Origin of the sequence: Bacillus sp. AM1(2019) (assembly GCF_009906915.1) — a bacterium.
Classification (GTDB): domain Bacteria; phylum Bacillota; class Bacilli; order Bacillales; family Bacillaceae; genus Bacillus; species Bacillus velezensis.
In genome coordinates, this window is sequence record NZ_CP047644.1 from 2794169 (window position 1) to 2809713 (window position 15545).

Genomic DNA, 15545 nt, shown 5'->3' on the forward strand with positions numbered 1-15545 from the left:
ACACTACTTGAAAGGATTATAAAACGGATTTTATCCAATCTTCCGCAGATGCGAGCGCCTCTTCCAATTTTTCAGGCTGCTTTCCGCCGGCCTGCGCCATGTCCGGACGGCCTCCGCCTCCGCCTCCGCAGACTTCAGCCGCTTGTTTGACCATTTTGCCGGCATGAAGGCCTTTTTCGATCAGGTCTTTCGTCACGCCTGCTGAAAGGTTGACTTTCTCATTTTGCACGGCGCCGAGAATGATGACCGCAGAACCGAGCTTCGCTTTCAGATCATCCACCATAGTGCGAAGGTGGTTCATGTCTTTCGCATTTACTTTTTCAGCCAGCACTTTTACGCCGCCGATGTCTTTTACTTTAGACAGAATGACTCCGGCTTCCACATTGCCGAGTTTGCTGAGTAATGATTCATTTTCTCTTTGCGCTTCCTTCAGCTCCGCTTGAAGAGACTGAATTCGCTTCGGTACGTCTTTTACGTTTGATTTCAGCTCGTCCGCAGCGTGCTGCAGAAGGCTGAGCTGGCTGTTCATTTCCTGATAAGCGCCTTTTCCTGTTACGGCTTCAATTCTTCGCGTCCCTGCGCCGATCCCTGATTCGGATACGATTTTAAACAGGCCGATTTCTGCCGTATTCGTGACATGGCATCCGCCGCAAAGCTCAAGGCTGTAATCTCCGACTTGTACGACGCGGACGATATCGCCGTATTTCTCGCCGAACAGGGCCATCGCGCCCATTTCTTTCGCTTCATTGATCGGTTTCAAATCAATCGCTACCGGAATGCTCTCCCAGATTTTTTCGTTGACGATTCCTTCAATGCGTTCAAGTTCTTCTTTCGTCACTTGACCGAAATGAGAGAAGTCAAAACGCAGACGGTTTTCGGTAACGAGTGAACCCGCTTGGTTGACATGTGTGCCGAGAACGTCTTTCAGCGCTTGGTGCAGAAGGTGGGTAGCCGTATGGTTTTTCACCACGCCGCTTCTCATTTGATCTTCAACTTCAGCCGTCACGCCTGCACCTTTTTGAATCGTGCCGCTATCCACCGTGCCTTCGTGTACATGCTGACCGTTCGGAGCTTTTTTCACGTCTTTAATGGTTACGACAGCCTGCTCGCTTCTCAGCACTCCTCTGTCACCGATCTGTCCGCCGCTTTCAGCATAGAAAGGCGTTTTGTCAAGAAGGATTTGGACGGTATCCCCTTCATGCGCCTCACTGATTAATTGCCCGTCATGAAGAAGCTCGATTACCTTCGCTTCAGCTTTTACGGCACTGTAGCCGACAAATGTGCTTTCTGCGGTAATATCGCGCAATGCGCCGCCCTGAACCTGCATGCTTCCTACATCTTGGCGCGCATTTCTCGCCCGTTCACGCTGTTTTTCCATTTCGGCTTCAAAGCCTTTATGGTCAACCGTCATTTGCTCATCTTCCGCGTATTCCTCCGTCAATTCAACCGGGAATCCGTACGTATCGTACAGTTTGAATACGTCTTTTCCGGAGATGATGCCGCTGCCTTTTTCCTTCTCTTTCTTTATCACGTCGGATAAAATGGCCAGACCTTCGTTTAATGTTTCGTGGAAGCGCTCTTCCTCCGTTTTGATGACTTTGGCGATAAACTCTTGCTTTTCTTTCACCTCCGGATAGAAAGCGTCCATAATTCCTGCAACAGTCGGTACTAGCTCGTACATAAACGGACGGCTGATACCGATGGTTTTCGCGTATCGCACTGCCCGGCGCAAGAGGCGTCTCAGTACATACCCGCGCCCTTCGTTCGAAGGCAGCGCCCCGTCGCTTACCGCAAATGCGACCGTTCTGATATGATCGGCGATCACTTTAAAGGCCGTATCCTTCACTGCGTCCTTTCCGTAAGCATCTCCGGAAATGCGCTCTGTTGCTTCAATAATCGGCATAAACAAATCAGTGTCAAAGTTTGTCGGGACATCCTGAATCACGGAGACCATCCGTTCAAGCCCCATGCCCGTATCAATGTTTTTCTTCGGAAGCGGTGTGTATGTGCCGTCCGGGTTGTGGTTGAACTCTGAGAATACCAGGTTCCATACTTCAAGATAGCGATCATTTTCGCCGCCCGGATACAATTCAGAATCTGACGGGTCATTGCCGTATTTCTCGCCGCGGTCATAGAAAATTTCCGTATTCGGTCCGCTCGGGCCTTCGCCGATATCCCAGAAGTTCCCTTCCAGACGGATGATTCTTTCTTCCGGAACGCCGATTTTTTCCGCCCATAGCGTATAAGCTTCTTCATCCTCAGGGTGAACCGTTACAGACAGCAGCTCCGGATCAAAGCCGATCCACTTTTCGCTCGTTAAAAATTCCCATGCCCACGTGATCGCTTCTTCTTTAAAATAATCACCGATTGAAAAGTTTCCGAGCATCTCAAAGAACGTGTGGTGGCGCGCCGTTTTCCCCACATTTTCAATATCATTTGTTCGGATTGATTTTTGCGCGTTTACAATTCTCGGATTCTCCGGCACAACGCGGCCGTCAAAGTATTTTTTCAGCGTCGCAACGCCGCTGTTGATCCATAATAAAGACGGATCTTCATGCGGAACCAATGAGGCGCTCGGTTCAACGGCATGACCTTTTTCTTTAAAGAAATCTAAAAACATTTGACGCACTTCAGCAGAAGTTAAGTGTTTCATCTATATTCCTCCTTATCACTACCCGAAATTCTCTTTTGCGACAGCAAAAAAGCTCTCTCCCTATGCAAACCATGCGTTCACACAGGGACGAGAGCTGTCTCGCGGTACCACCCTGATTACAGGCCGAAAAAGGCCTGTCACCTTTCATCCCGTAACGCAGGACTGCGGCAGCCTTTAACTGCACTCAGGATTAGCTTCGGCCGATCTTCTGCTGAAGCTCCTTTCAGCGTATCGGAGCTTCTCTCTTAAACAGGGCTTCGGCGTACTCATATCCGTCACTCGAGATTCGTATGTATTCTACTCGAAATTATAGACAAGCAGAACCCGAATGTCAATGTTCCGTCCTGATCCGCAAAAAGTGTATGGCCGTCACTTTTAAAACGGCTGCCGCCGGAACAGCGAGAATCATGCCGGGAATGCCCGCGAGCTCTCCTCCGGCAAGGAGCGCCAGCATGATCACGACGGGATGCATTCTGAGACTGCGCCCGACAATAAGCGGGCTCAAAATGTTTCCTTCTATAAATTGCAGAATAAAAATCGTGACGATTACGATGATCACAGCTTTAGCAGAAATCGCCAGCGAAAGGAGCAGCGCCGGTACAGCGCCGATAAACGGACCGAAATACGGGATGACATTCGTAATCCCGATGGCAAGGCCCAAAATCAGCGGGTAAGGAAGCCCGAACAGCCAAAATGAAACGCCGGCTATTAGCCCGAGCAAAAAACAAACGAGAAGCTGACCGCGGATGTAATCACCGAGAGAGTCGTCTACATCCCGCAGAAATTCACTCCCCCTTTTTCTCCAGGACTTCGGCGTCAAATACCAGACTGTCTTTTTCATGACGTCTATATCCTTCACCATATAGAACACGAGAAAAGGAATCGTCGCCGCGATCAGGATATAATCAAGCACGAAACGGATGCTTCTGATCGTGCTTTCAATCGTGCCGGCAAGAAACGTTTCTGTCTGCTGAATCATTTTGTCCATTCGATGGTGCATGCCGTCAGGCCAATGATCCGTGTGATTATGCAGATGCTTCAGCATGCTGTTGTAGTTTTTGGCAAGACCGGGAATGCTCTCAGAAAGATCCTGCAGCTGTTCAATTAAAACAGGAACCCCTTTATAAACCCCCCAGCCGATTCCGCCGAAAAACAGGCAATAAATCAGAAGCAGGCTTAAAGTTCTAGGCATCCCTTTTCTATGAAGCCATTCAGTAATCGGAAGTAAAAGATAAGCAATAAATACTGCGATGAATATAGGAATAAAGAGAGATTTTATAACAAGCCAAATGGGAGACCATAACATATCGAGCATGCAAAAGACATACACTGTTAACAAAACGAGCAGACATACAGCCGTCCACATTAAGAGCTGCAGCGGTTTTTGAAGCATGACGTTTCACCTCTTGCTTTATCTTTTGACAGAAAGCCGGAATTATTCCCGTTTCATAAACTCCGCCTTATGACGCAGACCTCTTGACGGAAATAATTATCAGAAATTACGAAATAATCTAAATAATATTCATAAAAATCTGTATAACCATCGTAATGTGTTAAAGGATTTCAAAAACTGTCCAGTCAATATGACTCATGTTTTTTTAAGGAGGATGGCCATGATTTCATTTCAGGATGTAAATAAGCACTACGGACATTTCCACGTGCTGAAAAACATTAATCTGCACATTAAAAAAGGGGAAGTCGTCGTTATCATCGGACCTTCAGGATCGGGAAAAAGCACGCTTCTCCGCTGCATTAATCAGCTGGAAACAGTTGATGGAGGCGCCTTAACGGTAAACGCCGTCTCCATCCATGACAAGAAAACGGATATAAATAAGGTCCGCCGCAATATCGGCATGGTGTTCCAGCATTTTCATCTGTACCCGCACAAAACCGTTCTGCAAAACATCATGCTCGCACCGATCAAAGTACTTAAGCAATCAAAAGAAGAAGCAAAAGAAACGGCCTTATACTATTTGAAAAAAGTCGGTATACCGGAAAAAGCGGACGCTTATCCTTCACAGCTTTCCGGCGGCCAGCAGCAGCGTGTCGCCATCGCCAGGGGGCTTGCGATGAAGCCCGAAATTATGCTGTTTGATGAACCCACATCCGCGCTTGATCCGGAAATGATCGGGGAAGTGCTGGATGTCATGAAAACACTCGCAAAGGAAGGCATGACCATGGCAGTCGTCACACATGAAATGGGATTCGCAAAAGAAGTGGCGGACCGCATCGTGTTTATCGACGGCGGAGCCATCTTAGAAGAAGCTGCACCGGCTGAATTTTACGAAAGCCCCCGTGAAGAGAGGGCGCGTTTATTCTTAAGCCGTATTTTAAATCACTGAAAAGAAACGGAGGAGTGCTTATGTCACGCGTAACAAAATGGTTGTCATTCGGATTGATATCACTGCTGGCCGTCTTTATGCTGGCAGCCTGCGGAGGGAAAGATACGTCCGGGGATTCAAAGGGAACGGGAAAAGACACGTTAGCCTCTATTAAAGACAGAGACAAAATCATCTTCGGCGTCAAAACCGACACGAGGTTATTCGGACTGAAAAACCCAAGCTCCGGTGATATTGAAGGCTTCGATATCGATATCTCAAAACAGCTCGCAAAAGATATTCTGGGGGATGAGAAGAAAGCGGAATTTAAAGAAGTGACGTCAAAAACGAGAATTCCGATGCTGCAAAACGGCGATATCGACGCCATCACCGCCACGATGACGATAACGGATGAGCGGAAAAAAGAAGTTGATTTCTCAGATGTTTATTTTGAAGCCGGGCAATCCCTGCTCGTCAAAAAAGGAAGCAGCATCAAAAGCACCGAAGACCTGGGAAAAGGCTCAAAAGTATTGGCGGTAAAAGGCTCTACTTCCTCACAAAACATCAGAGAAAAAGCGCCTGACGCCTCAGTGCTGGAATTTGAAAATTACGCCGAAGCATTCACTGCGCTAAAAGCGGGACAGGGAGATGCGCTCACAACCGATAATGCGATTTTATACGGCATGGCGGATGAAAATAAACAATATCAGCTGACAGGCGAAACCTTCACCGATGAACCTTACGGAATCGCCGTCAAAAAAGGCCAATCCGGACTTATCAAGGAAATCAACGCCTCTTTGAAAAAAATGAAAGCCGACGGCAGGTACGAAAAAATCTATAAAAAATGGATTAAAGAAGAACCGGCAAAATAGAAAGGACCGCGGGATGAGCAGGCATGCTCATCCCCGTTTTATAAGGAGTGACATAGATGAACTTTTCAATCTTAACGGAAAACTTCGATATGTATATGGACGGTTTCCTGCACACATTGCTTGCGAGCTTCATCGCGCTGGCAGGCAGCTTTGCGCTGGGCGTTCTGATCGCAGTCATGAGAATCACGGCTTTCAAACCCCTTCAATGGATCGGCACTGCGTATGTGGAATTTATCCGCAACATCCCGCTTCTCCTCATCACATTCGTTTTTTATTTCGGACTTCCGAACGCCGGGCTGAGACTGGACGGCTTTCAGGCGGGAACGATTGCGCTGACGATATACACGTCGGCCTTTATCGCAGAAGCCATCAGAGCCGGAATTCAGACTGTCTCCAAAGGGCAGATGGAAGCGGCCAGATCGTCAGGCTTCACCTACAGTCAGGCGATGAGATACGTCATTCTTCCTCAGGCCGTAAAAATCGTGATTCCCCCGCTCGGAAACCAATTTCTCAACCTTGTCAAAAACTCGTCAATACTCGGAGTGGTGGCGGGACTCGATTTGATGTATCAGGCGGATCTCGTTTCCTCAAGTACTCTTGTCGTGTTTGATGTCTATATTTTCGTCGCGCTTTTTTATTTGATAGTAACGATCCCGCTCAGCATCGGGGTTCACTATTTGGAAAGACGTCTCGGAAAGAGTTATTAGAGAAGGAGAGTGAAAAACATGGATTTTAGCGGCGCCTATACACCTGACCATCTGCTGTTTTTATGGGACGGCTTTTTGGTCACACTTTATGTTGCGCTGATCTCCATTGTCCTGAGTTTTATTTTCGGGCTTGCCGCCGGCACTTTGCGCTATGCGAAAATTCCTATCGTCTCGGGCATTATAGCGGCCATTGTGGAAACCATCCGCAACCTGCCGCTGTTATTAATCATTTTCTTTACGTTTTTTGCCCTTCCGGAAATCGGGATCAAACTGGAAATTACCGCGGCCGCCATCACGGCGCTGACGATTTTTGAATCGGCCATGCTGTCAGAAATCATCAGAAGCGGTTTGCAATCCGTTGACAAAGGACAGATTGAAGCGGCGCGTTCTTCAGGACTGACATACACGCAGACTCTTTTTCTCGTCGTCATGCCGCAGGCGCTCAGGCGTATGGTTCCTCCGATTGTGAGCCAGTTTATTTCTTTATTAAAGGATACGTCACTTGCGGTCGTCATCGCTCTGCCCGAACTGATTCATAACGCGCAGATCTTAAACGGACAAAGCGCTGACGGAGGGTATTTTTTCCCGATCTTTCTGCTGGCGGCCCTGATGTATTTCGCGGTCAATTACAGCCTGTCTCTCGCAGCCAGACGGCTGGAAGCGAGACAAACGTAAAAAGGATACTTCCGGAGAAGTATCCTTTTTTCTGCTTAAAACATTTTCATGACTCGTCTTCTCATCCGTTTCATACCTTTTTTATTCAGCATATCGGACTGAGAAGCCATACGATACATAACGGCTCCAGCTCCTAAAGCCAACAGAGAGGTCATTGTTCTGCCCATCGCGCGTATCTCCTTTCAACTTTAAAAATTGATACTGCGTTCGTCTTCAGAAAACAAATCATCAAGACTGCTTAACGTGCCGTCTTCCTCTACTTGATGTGTCGCAATTTTGCCTTTGGCCACTGTCAGCTCAATGAAGCAGCCCCAGCAATAGTATTGGTTTACGCCGATTTTGCCGATATCTTTACTTTTGCAGTTCGGACATACAAGCACAGACTACACCTCTTATCCGTTCAGGACGATGCCTTCTTTCCCCGCTTCAATAAGCGTATCGGCGGCGCGGCGCACTTGGCGTCTGCCAGCCAGATCTGAAAAGAAGCCGTCCGAGAGTTCATATGCTACGATTATGCCCCTGTCCAAACAAAAGTATACATCTTCCAGCAAACCGAACATTTCACCATCAGGCGATTTCACCGGCTGCATCTTAATCTGTTCAAAAGTGAAACAGCTCTTCGGCAAAGGCTGCAAATGAGCATGACCGGCAGCTACGGCTTCTTGATCCATCTCTTTTATATCACTTGCCTCTAAAAAAAGATGGCGGTTGTGAAACAGGCGTTTCTGCTCCAGCACGAAACCGAGAAACCGGCCGTCCAGAGAGAAACAAACATCCGATATCATCCCGAGACTGCGCCCGGAGTTTTCGTCATATACTGTTCGTCCTTCAGCTGCATGGCATGTTCTCAAAGTGTGATCAACCACCTTTTGTTGAACACGTATAGGTTTTGCCAAGAAGCCGGGCAGCATACTTTGAAATGACTTCCACAGGCGAAAACCCGGCGCATAAACATGTGCCGGGTTTTATTTACGCTTTTTCTTCCATAAAGTCAAACGGCGTGATGCCTTCCATTCCGATGTTCGCATCATATACACTGAACGGCAGCTCTTTTTGCAGGGCGGCCAGTTCTGCATCCATCTCTTCAGTCTGCTCTGTGAGCCTGTTTTTAAGCGACGTCTGTCTGACGGTGGCATCATTGTTTTTGACGCCCCATTCAAGCGCTTCTTCTTCTCCGCAAAGAATCAGAAATTTTTTCGCTCTTGTTATGGCGGTATAAAGCAGATTTCTCCTGAGCATTCGATAGTAGCCTTTGACGACAGGCAGGACGACAATCGGGAATTCGCTTCCCTGCGACTTATGAATGGAACAGCAGTAAGCATGGGTAAACTGGCTGAAATCCTTTTTCGTAAAGGTGATTTCGTTGCCGTCAAACGAGACGACGACCATGTCTTCTTTTTCCGTATTTTCTTTGGCATAAAAAATGGACACGATTTCGCCGATATCGCCGTTAAACACATTGTTTTCCGGCTGGTTGACAAGCTGTAATATTTTATCGCCCGTCCTGTAGACGACATCACCGAATTTCAGCTCCCGCCTGTTTTCTTTCGGCGGATTCATGATGTCTTGAAGAAGCATATTCAGCTCGTTAATTCCCGCTTTTCCCCTGTACATCGGGGCGAGCGCTTGAATATCCCTGGAGGTATACCCCTTTTTTAACGCGTTCGAGACGACCTGATCCACGACTTCTTTAATCTGTGAAGAATTACAGCGGATAAATGAGCGGTCCTTTGTCGGCGCGGTCAGCCCTTTTGGAAGCAGTCCTTTTTTCATATCATGCGCAAGTTCCACAATGGATGATCCTTCAGCCTGACGGTAAATATCTGTCAAACGCACGGTCGGCAGCACCTCAGAAGCCAAAAGGTCTCTGAGCACCTGCCCCGGTCCTACTGAAGGAAGCTGGTCTTCATCACCGACGACAATGAGCTGAATGTGCTTAGGAAGCGCCTTAAACAAATGGCTGGCGAGCCAGATATCGAGCATACTCGCTTCGTCTATAATGATCAGTTTCCCTTCAATCGGCTGATCTTCATTGTAGGTAAAGCCTTCAGCGCCATTCCAGCCGAGCAGCCTGTGAATCGTAACAGCCGGCAGCCCCGTAGATTCGCTCATCCGTTTTGCGGCTCTTCCCGTCGGCGCGGCAAGCAGCACCGGGAACGTCTCGTCTTTTTTATAATCACCGGGGTCAAGCGATACTCCGTGCAGTTCACTGTATAATTCCACGATTCCTTTAATAACGGTCGTTTTCCCCGTCCCGGGTCCTCCGGTCAATAAAAGCATCGGTGAAGACAGCGCTTTTTGAATGGCATCCTTTTGGCTTGGTGCGTATTGAACATTCATCCGTTCTTCCAGTTCACCGAGTGCAAGCAGAAATTCCGATTCAGGAAATTGATCGGCATACTCCGTCTGAGCCGCAATGTCGAGCACGCGTTTTGCGACATTTTGTTCGGCGTAAAACAAGGACGGAAAATAGCAGCGCTCTCCTTCTATGACGATATCCTTACTCTCCCCGAGGGCGATGATGCCGTCAGCCGCATCCATCTCCGTGACGCGGCCGCCTTCAGCTGACTGATTCAGGAGCGTTTGCGTATTGATAATCAGCTGCTTTGTCTCTATGTACGTATGGCCTTCTGAAAGACAGGTCGATTCAATCGTATATAAGATTGCCGCTTTGATCCGCTCCGGGTGGTTTCCTGACAGACCCATTTTTCCGCCCAGCTCGTCAGCTTTCACAAAGCCGATGCCTTCAACGTCTTTTACAAGCTGATAAGGATTTTCCTGAATTTTCTCCAGGGTTTCCGTTTCGTAGGCCTGATATATTTTCATTGATAGCTGGGGCCCGAAACCGTATTGGTTCAGAGAGATCATAATCTGCTCAAGCCCCTGATGCCGCTGCAGCTCTCCGGCAAGCTTATCCGCTTTCTTTTTCGACATTTTCGGCACATCGTAAAGCACCGACGCATCCGTCAGAATTTTATTGAGCGCGCCGTCTCCGAGCTTTTTGACGATTTCTTCCGCCGTTTTTTTTCCGATTCCTTCAAACAGATCACTTGATAAATAGTGAATGATCCCTTCTTTTGTGGTCGGAATTTCTTTTTTAAAGTGTTCAGCCTGAAATTGCAGGCCGAACTTAGGATGCGTGGCGGTTTTTCCGTAAAATGTGTAGGTCTCATCTTCTTGCAGCAGAGGGAAGTAGCCCGTTACGGATACGACCTTGTCTTCGATCGCCTCAGACGTTTCTGCAACTTTGACTTTCAGCACTGTATACAGGTTGGTGTCATTATGATAAATGACCGTATGAATGACGCCTTTTACATACGGCTGTTCTTCGATGTTCAGCTGATCCACGAGCCTTCCCTCCTTTTGTTATGACTGGGTGATAAGCTGTTTCGCATGAAGCGCAAGCATATGATCAGGCTGTATGCCGATTGCGCCTTCGAGCATCTCAAGCGCCTTTTCACGATTTTCTTTGTACGCGTAAGCGACCCCGGCATTATAAAATGCGTCCGCGTGGCTTGGGTCCTGCTCGATCACCGTCTCAAACTGCGCCAGAGCTTCATCCAGCATTTCTTCATTTGCGAGACACATTCCGAACTGGAAGCGTGCTTCCGTGTCATTTTCGTTTAATTCAACGGCACGCTGCAAATACGGCAGTGCAAGCTTCGGCCGCTCTAATTTAACGAGAACGGTCCCCAGCATATAAAACAAATCTCCGTTTTCCATTCCGGAGCGAAGCGCTTTTTCAAACATATCCTTCGCTTCGGAAAACGATTCTTTCATCACGTATACGTTTCCCGCACCGTAATAAGCGGCTGCCGCCGAATTGTCCAATTCGAGCGCTCTGTTATAGAATGCAAGCGCCCGTTCGAGTTCGTTCACAGAAGAAAGCAGATTTGCGAAGTTGATATACGGCACCGGATCTTGGCCGTTTTCCTCAATCGCTTTCGTAAAAGCCTCTGCTGCTTTTTCAAAATCGCCCTCCTGCATGGCGTCAATCCCGATTTTATTATAATCCATTTTTAACTTCCTTTCGCTAAAAAACCCCAACATGCGAGTTGAGGTTTTTTACATGTGTTATACGTACCACAGTTTTGTTCCGTCTTTATAAACGTCATCTATCGTTCCGCCGCCGAGGCACTCTTCTCCGTCATAAAAAACGACGGCTTGTCCCGGCGTAACGGCGCGTACCTGCCCGTCAAAAATGACTTCCGCTTCATCATCACCCGTCATTTTCACCGTTACTTTGTGATCTTCCTGACGGTAGCGGAATTTCGCCGTGCATGTCATTTCGCCGCCGTCCATCAGACCGGGACGCGTCCAGCTGACATTTGTCGCCGTGATCTTATCGGAATACAGAAGCGGATTATGGAATCCTTGATCAACATACAGAATGTTTTTTTCAAGATCTTTACCGACGGCGAACCACGGCTCGCCGCTTCCGCCGATTCCAAGACCGTGGCGCTGTCCGATTGTATAATACATCAGACCGTCATGACGCCCTTTTACTTCTCCGTCCATTGTCATCATATCGCCCGGCTGAGCAGGGAGATATTGGCTGAGAAACGTTTTGAAGTTGCGTTCGCCGATAAAGCAGATTCCCGTGCTGTCTTTTTTCGCAGCTGTCGCAAGTTCCGCTTCTTTGGCGATTTCCCGCACGCGGCTTTTTTGCAGATCACCGATCGGGAACATGACTTTGCTGAGCTGTTCCTGATTGAGCTGATTCAGAAAATAAGTCTGGTCCTTGTTTTCATCCAGACCGCGGAGCATGCGCACTGTACCTGCGCTTCTGTCTACACGGGCGTAATGGCCCGTCGCAAGATAATCCGCGCCGAGTGACAGAGCATGATCCAAGAAAGCCTTAAACTTAATTTCTTTATTGCACATGACATCCGGATTGGGGGTTCTTCCGGCTTTATATTCATCAAGGAAATATTGAAATACCTTTTCCCAATATTGCTTCTCAAAGTTGACGGCATAATACGGAATTCCGATCTGGTTGCAGACCCGGATGACGTCTTCATAATCTTCCGTCGCCGTGCAAAAACCGTTTTCGTCCGTATCATCCCAGTTTTTCATAAAGATTCCGATTACATCGTAGCCCTGCTCCTTCAGCAGAAGGGCCGCCACGGAAGAGTCCACGCCGCCGGACATGCCGACTACGACTCTTGTATCCTCCGGCCGTTTTTCCATTTGCATTCACTCCATTAAAAACGTAAGTCCGCCGTTTTAAGCAAGCCGTTTAACGACGGCGGCAAGCTTTTCGGCGGCTGTTTCGATTTGTTCCGCCGTATTGCCGAGGCCGAAGCTGAGGCGGATTGACGAAGTCAGCCTGCCGCTCTCACTTCCGAACATGGCCGTAAGCACATGGGACGGAAGAACGGATCCCGCTGTACAAGCAGATCCGCTGGAGACGGCAATGCCTTCCATGTCAAGATTGACCAGCAGCGCTTCCACCGGCACACCGGGAAAGTAAAGGTTTAAAATATGAGGCAGGCATTTCTCGGCATCTCCGTTCACCTCCGCTGTAACGCCGGATTTTTCCAGCGTGCTCATGATAATGTTCTTAAACTCCTTATACTTCGCTGTTTTCTCTTCCCTCTCACGGTTTGAAAGGACGACCGCTTCTTTTAAGCCGGCGATGCCCGGTACATTTTCCGTCCCCGCGCGGCGCTTTCGTTCCTGCTCTCCCCCGAGAAGAATCGGTGACAGCTTCACCTCTTGATTTACATATAAAAAGCCTGTCCCTTTAGGCCCGTTAAGCTTGTGACCGGAAACAGACAGCATGTCAATTCTGCTTTTTTTCACGTCAATCGGCATATAACCGAATGCCTGAACGGCATCTGTGTGAAAATAGGCCTGATGCCCGCTTAACAGCTCTCCGATTTCGTCAATCGGCTGAATGGTTCCGACTTCGTTATTGCCATACATGACGGTAACAAGGATTGTATCATCACGGAGCGCTTCTTTCACCTGATTTGCACTGATCCGTCCTGAAGGGCCGGGGATGAGGTATGTCACCTCAAAGCCGTCTTCTTCCAGCTTTTCGCAGGCGTGCAATACAGCATGATGCTCAACAGCGGTCGTAATGATATGCTTTCCTTCATTTTTCCGGGCGGCAGCCGTTCCGAAAATCGCCAAATTATCAGCCTCCGTGCCGCCGCTTGTGAAAATAATTTCCTGTTCTTTCGCACTGATTTCGCGCGCGATGTCCGCTCTCGCTTCATCGACCCATTTCCGGGATTCTCTCCCGAATGAATGAATGCTTGACGGGTTGCCGAAACTGCCGAAGAAATGGGGCTTCATTTCTTCAAGCACACGCTCATCCATCGGGGAAGTCGCGGCATGATCTAAATAAATCCGTTCCATTGTCTGTACACCTCTGGTTTAAATATAGAACATATAAGCTTCCTGCTCGCCGTCCGTGTAGCTCGCAAGGTCTTCTAACGTCGTGCTGTCCAGCACGTCTTTTACAGCGTCGCGGATGCGGATCCATAACTCCCGCTTGGCAGGCTCTTCATCCTCAAGCACTTCTACCGGGCTGATCGGCCCTTCCAGCACTCTGATAATGTCTCCGGCCGTTATCTCTTCAGGCTGGCCCCCGAGCACGTAACCCCCGTAAGCGCCTCTGATGCTTTTTACGAGTCCCGCGTTTCTGAGCGGTGATACAAGCTGTTCCAAGTAATGCTCAGAAAGGCTGTTTGTTTGGGCGATGCTTTTGAGCGACGTCGGACCGTCTCCGTGCTTTTTCGCCAATTCAATCATAATGGTGAGCCCGTATCTTCCCTTTGTCGATATTTTCAATATGAACACCCCAGTCAATTCTAATTGTTAATTTATACAAGTAAATGGATATGAATAATCTGTTTAGTATCTTATAGACCAACTGTTATTATAACATAACTTATCCTAATTTTCATTGAAACACGGGGCCCGCCGCAATTCGCTTTTCTAATCGTCCGTTTTCCGTTACCCTGTATATGTAAGGAGAGATGTTCATGAAACCATTGGCGTATCGGATGCGGCCTGCCAATATCGAAGACATTATCGGCCAGGAACATTTGGTCAAAGAAGATAAAATCATCGGCAGAATGGTGCGTGCAAAGCACTTATCATCCATGATCCTGTACGGACCGCCGGGCATCGGAAAAACGTCCATCGCCACAGCGATCGCAGGATCGACAAGCATCGCATTCAGGAAATTGAATGCCGTCATTCATAATAAAAAAGACATGGAGATTGTCGTACAGGAAGCGAAAATGTCAGGCCAGGTCATTTTAATCCTTGACGAAGTGCACAGGCTTGATAAGGGAAAGCAGGATTTTCTGCTGCCCTATTTAGAAAACGGAATGATTATTTTAATCGGCGCGACGACCGCCAACCCTTATCATGCCATTAACCCGGCCATCAGAAGCCGGACCCAGATATTTGAGCTCGAACCGTTAACACCCGATCTGATCAAGCAGGCATTGAAAAGAGCGCTCACAGATAAACACCGGGGACTCGGTTCCTACAGCGTTTCGGTGGACGACGACGCGATGGATCATTTCGCACAAGGGTGCGGAGGAGACGTCCGCTCCGCTTTGAACGCACTGGAGCTTGCCGTGCTCTCTACAAAGGAATCAAGCGATGGCACGATCCGGATTACACGGGAAACGGCGGAAGAATGTCTGCAGAAAAAAAGCTATACTCATGATAAAAACGGCGATGCGCATTATGACGTCTTATCCGCCTTCCAAAAATCAATCCGAGGCTCGGACGCAAACGCCGCCCTTCATTATCTGGCCCGTCTGATCGAAGCCGGAGACCTTGAAAGCTTATCAAGAAGGCTTCTCGTGATCGCCTATGAAGATATCGGCCTCGCAAGCCCGCAGGCAGGCCCCCGGGTGCTGAGCGCGATTCAGACCGCAGAACGGATCGGCTTTCCGGAAGCGAGAATTCCGCTGGCCAATGCGGTAATCGAATTATGCCTCTCGCCAAAATCAAACTCCGCCATCTCAGCCGTTGATGAGGCGCTCAAAGACATCAGGACGGGTAAAATCGGCGATGTGCCGAAACATTTAAAAGACGCCCACTATAAAGGGGCCCAAGAGCTCGGACGCGGGATCGGCTATCAATATCCTCACGATTTCGAGAACGGATGGGTCGAACAGCAATATTTGCCTGATCCGTTAAAAAACAAGCAATACTATAAACCGAAACAAACGGGGAAATTTGAAGCCGCCATAAAGCAAGTGTATGAAAAACTGATGAAGCAGAAAAAATAACCGGACAAGGACACCTATGTGTTCTTGTCTTTTTTGATACCGGCCAAAATCTTTCG

General features: G+C 48.3%; 15 protein-coding genes and 1 other annotated feature. Of the genes, 5 read left to right on the forward strand and 10 right to left on the reverse strand.

Translation table 11 applies throughout. The features are described 5' to 3' along the window. Window positions 1–16 precede the first annotated feature (16 nt). The gene (gene alaS, locus GNE05_RS13750; protein ID WP_160182895.1) at window positions 17–2653 is read right to left on the reverse strand and encodes an alanine--tRNA ligase; all 2637 of its coding nucleotides are present in this window, start codon (window positions 2651–2653) and stop codon (window positions 17–19) included. Between the two features lie 80 nt (window positions 2654–2733). Then, window positions 2734–2941, reverse strand: a binding site (T-box leader). A gap of 43 nt (window positions 2942–2984) precedes the next feature. Continuing rightward, window positions 2985–4046 (reverse strand): AI-2E family transporter, encoded by a 1062-nt coding sequence (locus GNE05_RS13755; RefSeq protein ID WP_007612803.1) that lies wholly within the window; start codon window positions 4044–4046, stop codon window positions 2985–2987. Between the two features lie 220 nt (window positions 4047–4266). On the opposite strand from GNE05_RS13755, the gene GNE05_RS13760 reads away from it, so the two are divergent. The 4 genes from GNE05_RS13760 to GNE05_RS13775 are packed head-to-tail and all read left to right on the forward strand — an operon-like array spanning window position 4267 to window position 7225. Further along, complete coding sequence (locus GNE05_RS13760; protein ID WP_119001864.1) at window positions 4267–4995, forward strand: amino acid ABC transporter ATP-binding protein; 729 nt, start codon at window positions 4267–4269, stop codon at window positions 4993–4995. Window positions 4996–5015: 20 nt separating this feature from the next. Further along, window positions 5016–5843 carry a transporter substrate-binding domain-containing protein gene (locus tag GNE05_RS13765; protein ID WP_021494374.1) on the forward strand — a complete coding sequence of 276 codons (828 nt, stop codon included), beginning with the start codon at window positions 5016–5018 and terminating at the stop codon, window positions 5841–5843. A 56-nt stretch (window positions 5844–5899) separates the two neighbouring features. Next, complete coding sequence (locus GNE05_RS13770; RefSeq protein ID WP_007408207.1) at window positions 5900–6550, forward strand: amino acid ABC transporter permease; 651 nt, start codon at window positions 5900–5902, stop codon at window positions 6548–6550. 18 nt (window positions 6551–6568) lie between these two features. Then, complete coding sequence (locus GNE05_RS13775; protein WP_015417903.1) at window positions 6569–7225, forward strand: amino acid ABC transporter permease; 657 nt, start codon at window positions 6569–6571, stop codon at window positions 7223–7225. A 35-nt stretch (window positions 7226–7260) separates the two neighbouring features. On the opposite strand, the gene GNE05_RS13780 is transcribed toward GNE05_RS13775, so the two are convergent. The 8 genes from GNE05_RS13780 to cymR form a co-directional block, all read right to left on the reverse strand. Continuing rightward, window positions 7261–7392 carry a YrzQ family protein gene (locus GNE05_RS13780; RefSeq protein WP_003152741.1) on the reverse strand — a complete coding sequence of 44 codons (132 nt, stop codon included), beginning with the start codon at window positions 7390–7392 and terminating at the stop codon, window positions 7261–7263. 21 nt (window positions 7393–7413) lie between these two features. Further along, window positions 7414–7605 carry a hypothetical protein gene (locus tag GNE05_RS13785; RefSeq protein ID WP_003152738.1) on the reverse strand — a complete coding sequence of 64 codons (192 nt, stop codon included), beginning with the start codon at window positions 7603–7605 and terminating at the stop codon, window positions 7414–7416. Window positions 7606–7617: 12 nt separating this feature from the next. Next, window positions 7618–8076: a PRC-barrel domain-containing protein gene (locus tag GNE05_RS13790; RefSeq protein WP_029973378.1), complete on the reverse strand. Its 459-nt coding sequence runs from the start codon at window positions 8074–8076 to the stop codon at window positions 7618–7620. Window positions 8077–8194: 118 nt separating this feature from the next. Beyond that, the gene (recD2, locus tag GNE05_RS13795) at window positions 8195–10573 is read right to left on the reverse strand and encodes an SF1B family DNA helicase RecD2 (protein WP_029973377.1); all 2379 of its coding nucleotides are present in this window, start codon (window positions 10571–10573) and stop codon (window positions 8195–8197) included. An 18-nt stretch (window positions 10574–10591) separates the two neighbouring features. Then, the gene (locus tag GNE05_RS13800; protein WP_088461189.1) at window positions 10592–11212 is read right to left on the reverse strand and encodes a tetratricopeptide repeat protein; all 621 of its coding nucleotides are present in this window, start codon (window positions 11210–11212) and stop codon (window positions 10592–10594) included. A gap of 87 nt (window positions 11213–11299) precedes the next feature. Then, window positions 11300–12415, reverse strand: coding sequence for a tRNA 2-thiouridine(34) synthase MnmA (gene mnmA / locus GNE05_RS13805; protein ID WP_012118077.1), 1116 nt, complete (start codon window positions 12413–12415; stop codon window positions 11300–11302). 36 nt (window positions 12416–12451) lie between these two features. Beyond that, window positions 12452–13591: a cysteine desulfurase family protein gene (locus GNE05_RS13810; RefSeq protein WP_007612815.1), complete on the reverse strand. Its 1140-nt coding sequence runs from the start codon at window positions 13589–13591 to the stop codon at window positions 12452–12454. Window positions 13592–13609: 18 nt separating this feature from the next. Then, window positions 13610–14026 (reverse strand): cysteine metabolism transcriptional regulator CymR, encoded by a 417-nt coding sequence (cymR, locus tag GNE05_RS13815; protein ID WP_003152730.1) that lies wholly within the window; start codon window positions 14024–14026, stop codon window positions 13610–13612. Window positions 14027–14220: 194 nt separating this feature from the next. Here cymR and GNE05_RS13820 point away from each other — a divergent pair, with 194 nt between their 5' ends. Beyond that, window positions 14221–15489, forward strand: a complete 1269-nt coding sequence (locus GNE05_RS13820) for a replication-associated recombination protein A (RefSeq protein WP_072177616.1) — start codon at window positions 14221–14223, stop codon at window positions 15487–15489. Window positions 15490–15545: the final 56 nt, after the last annotated feature.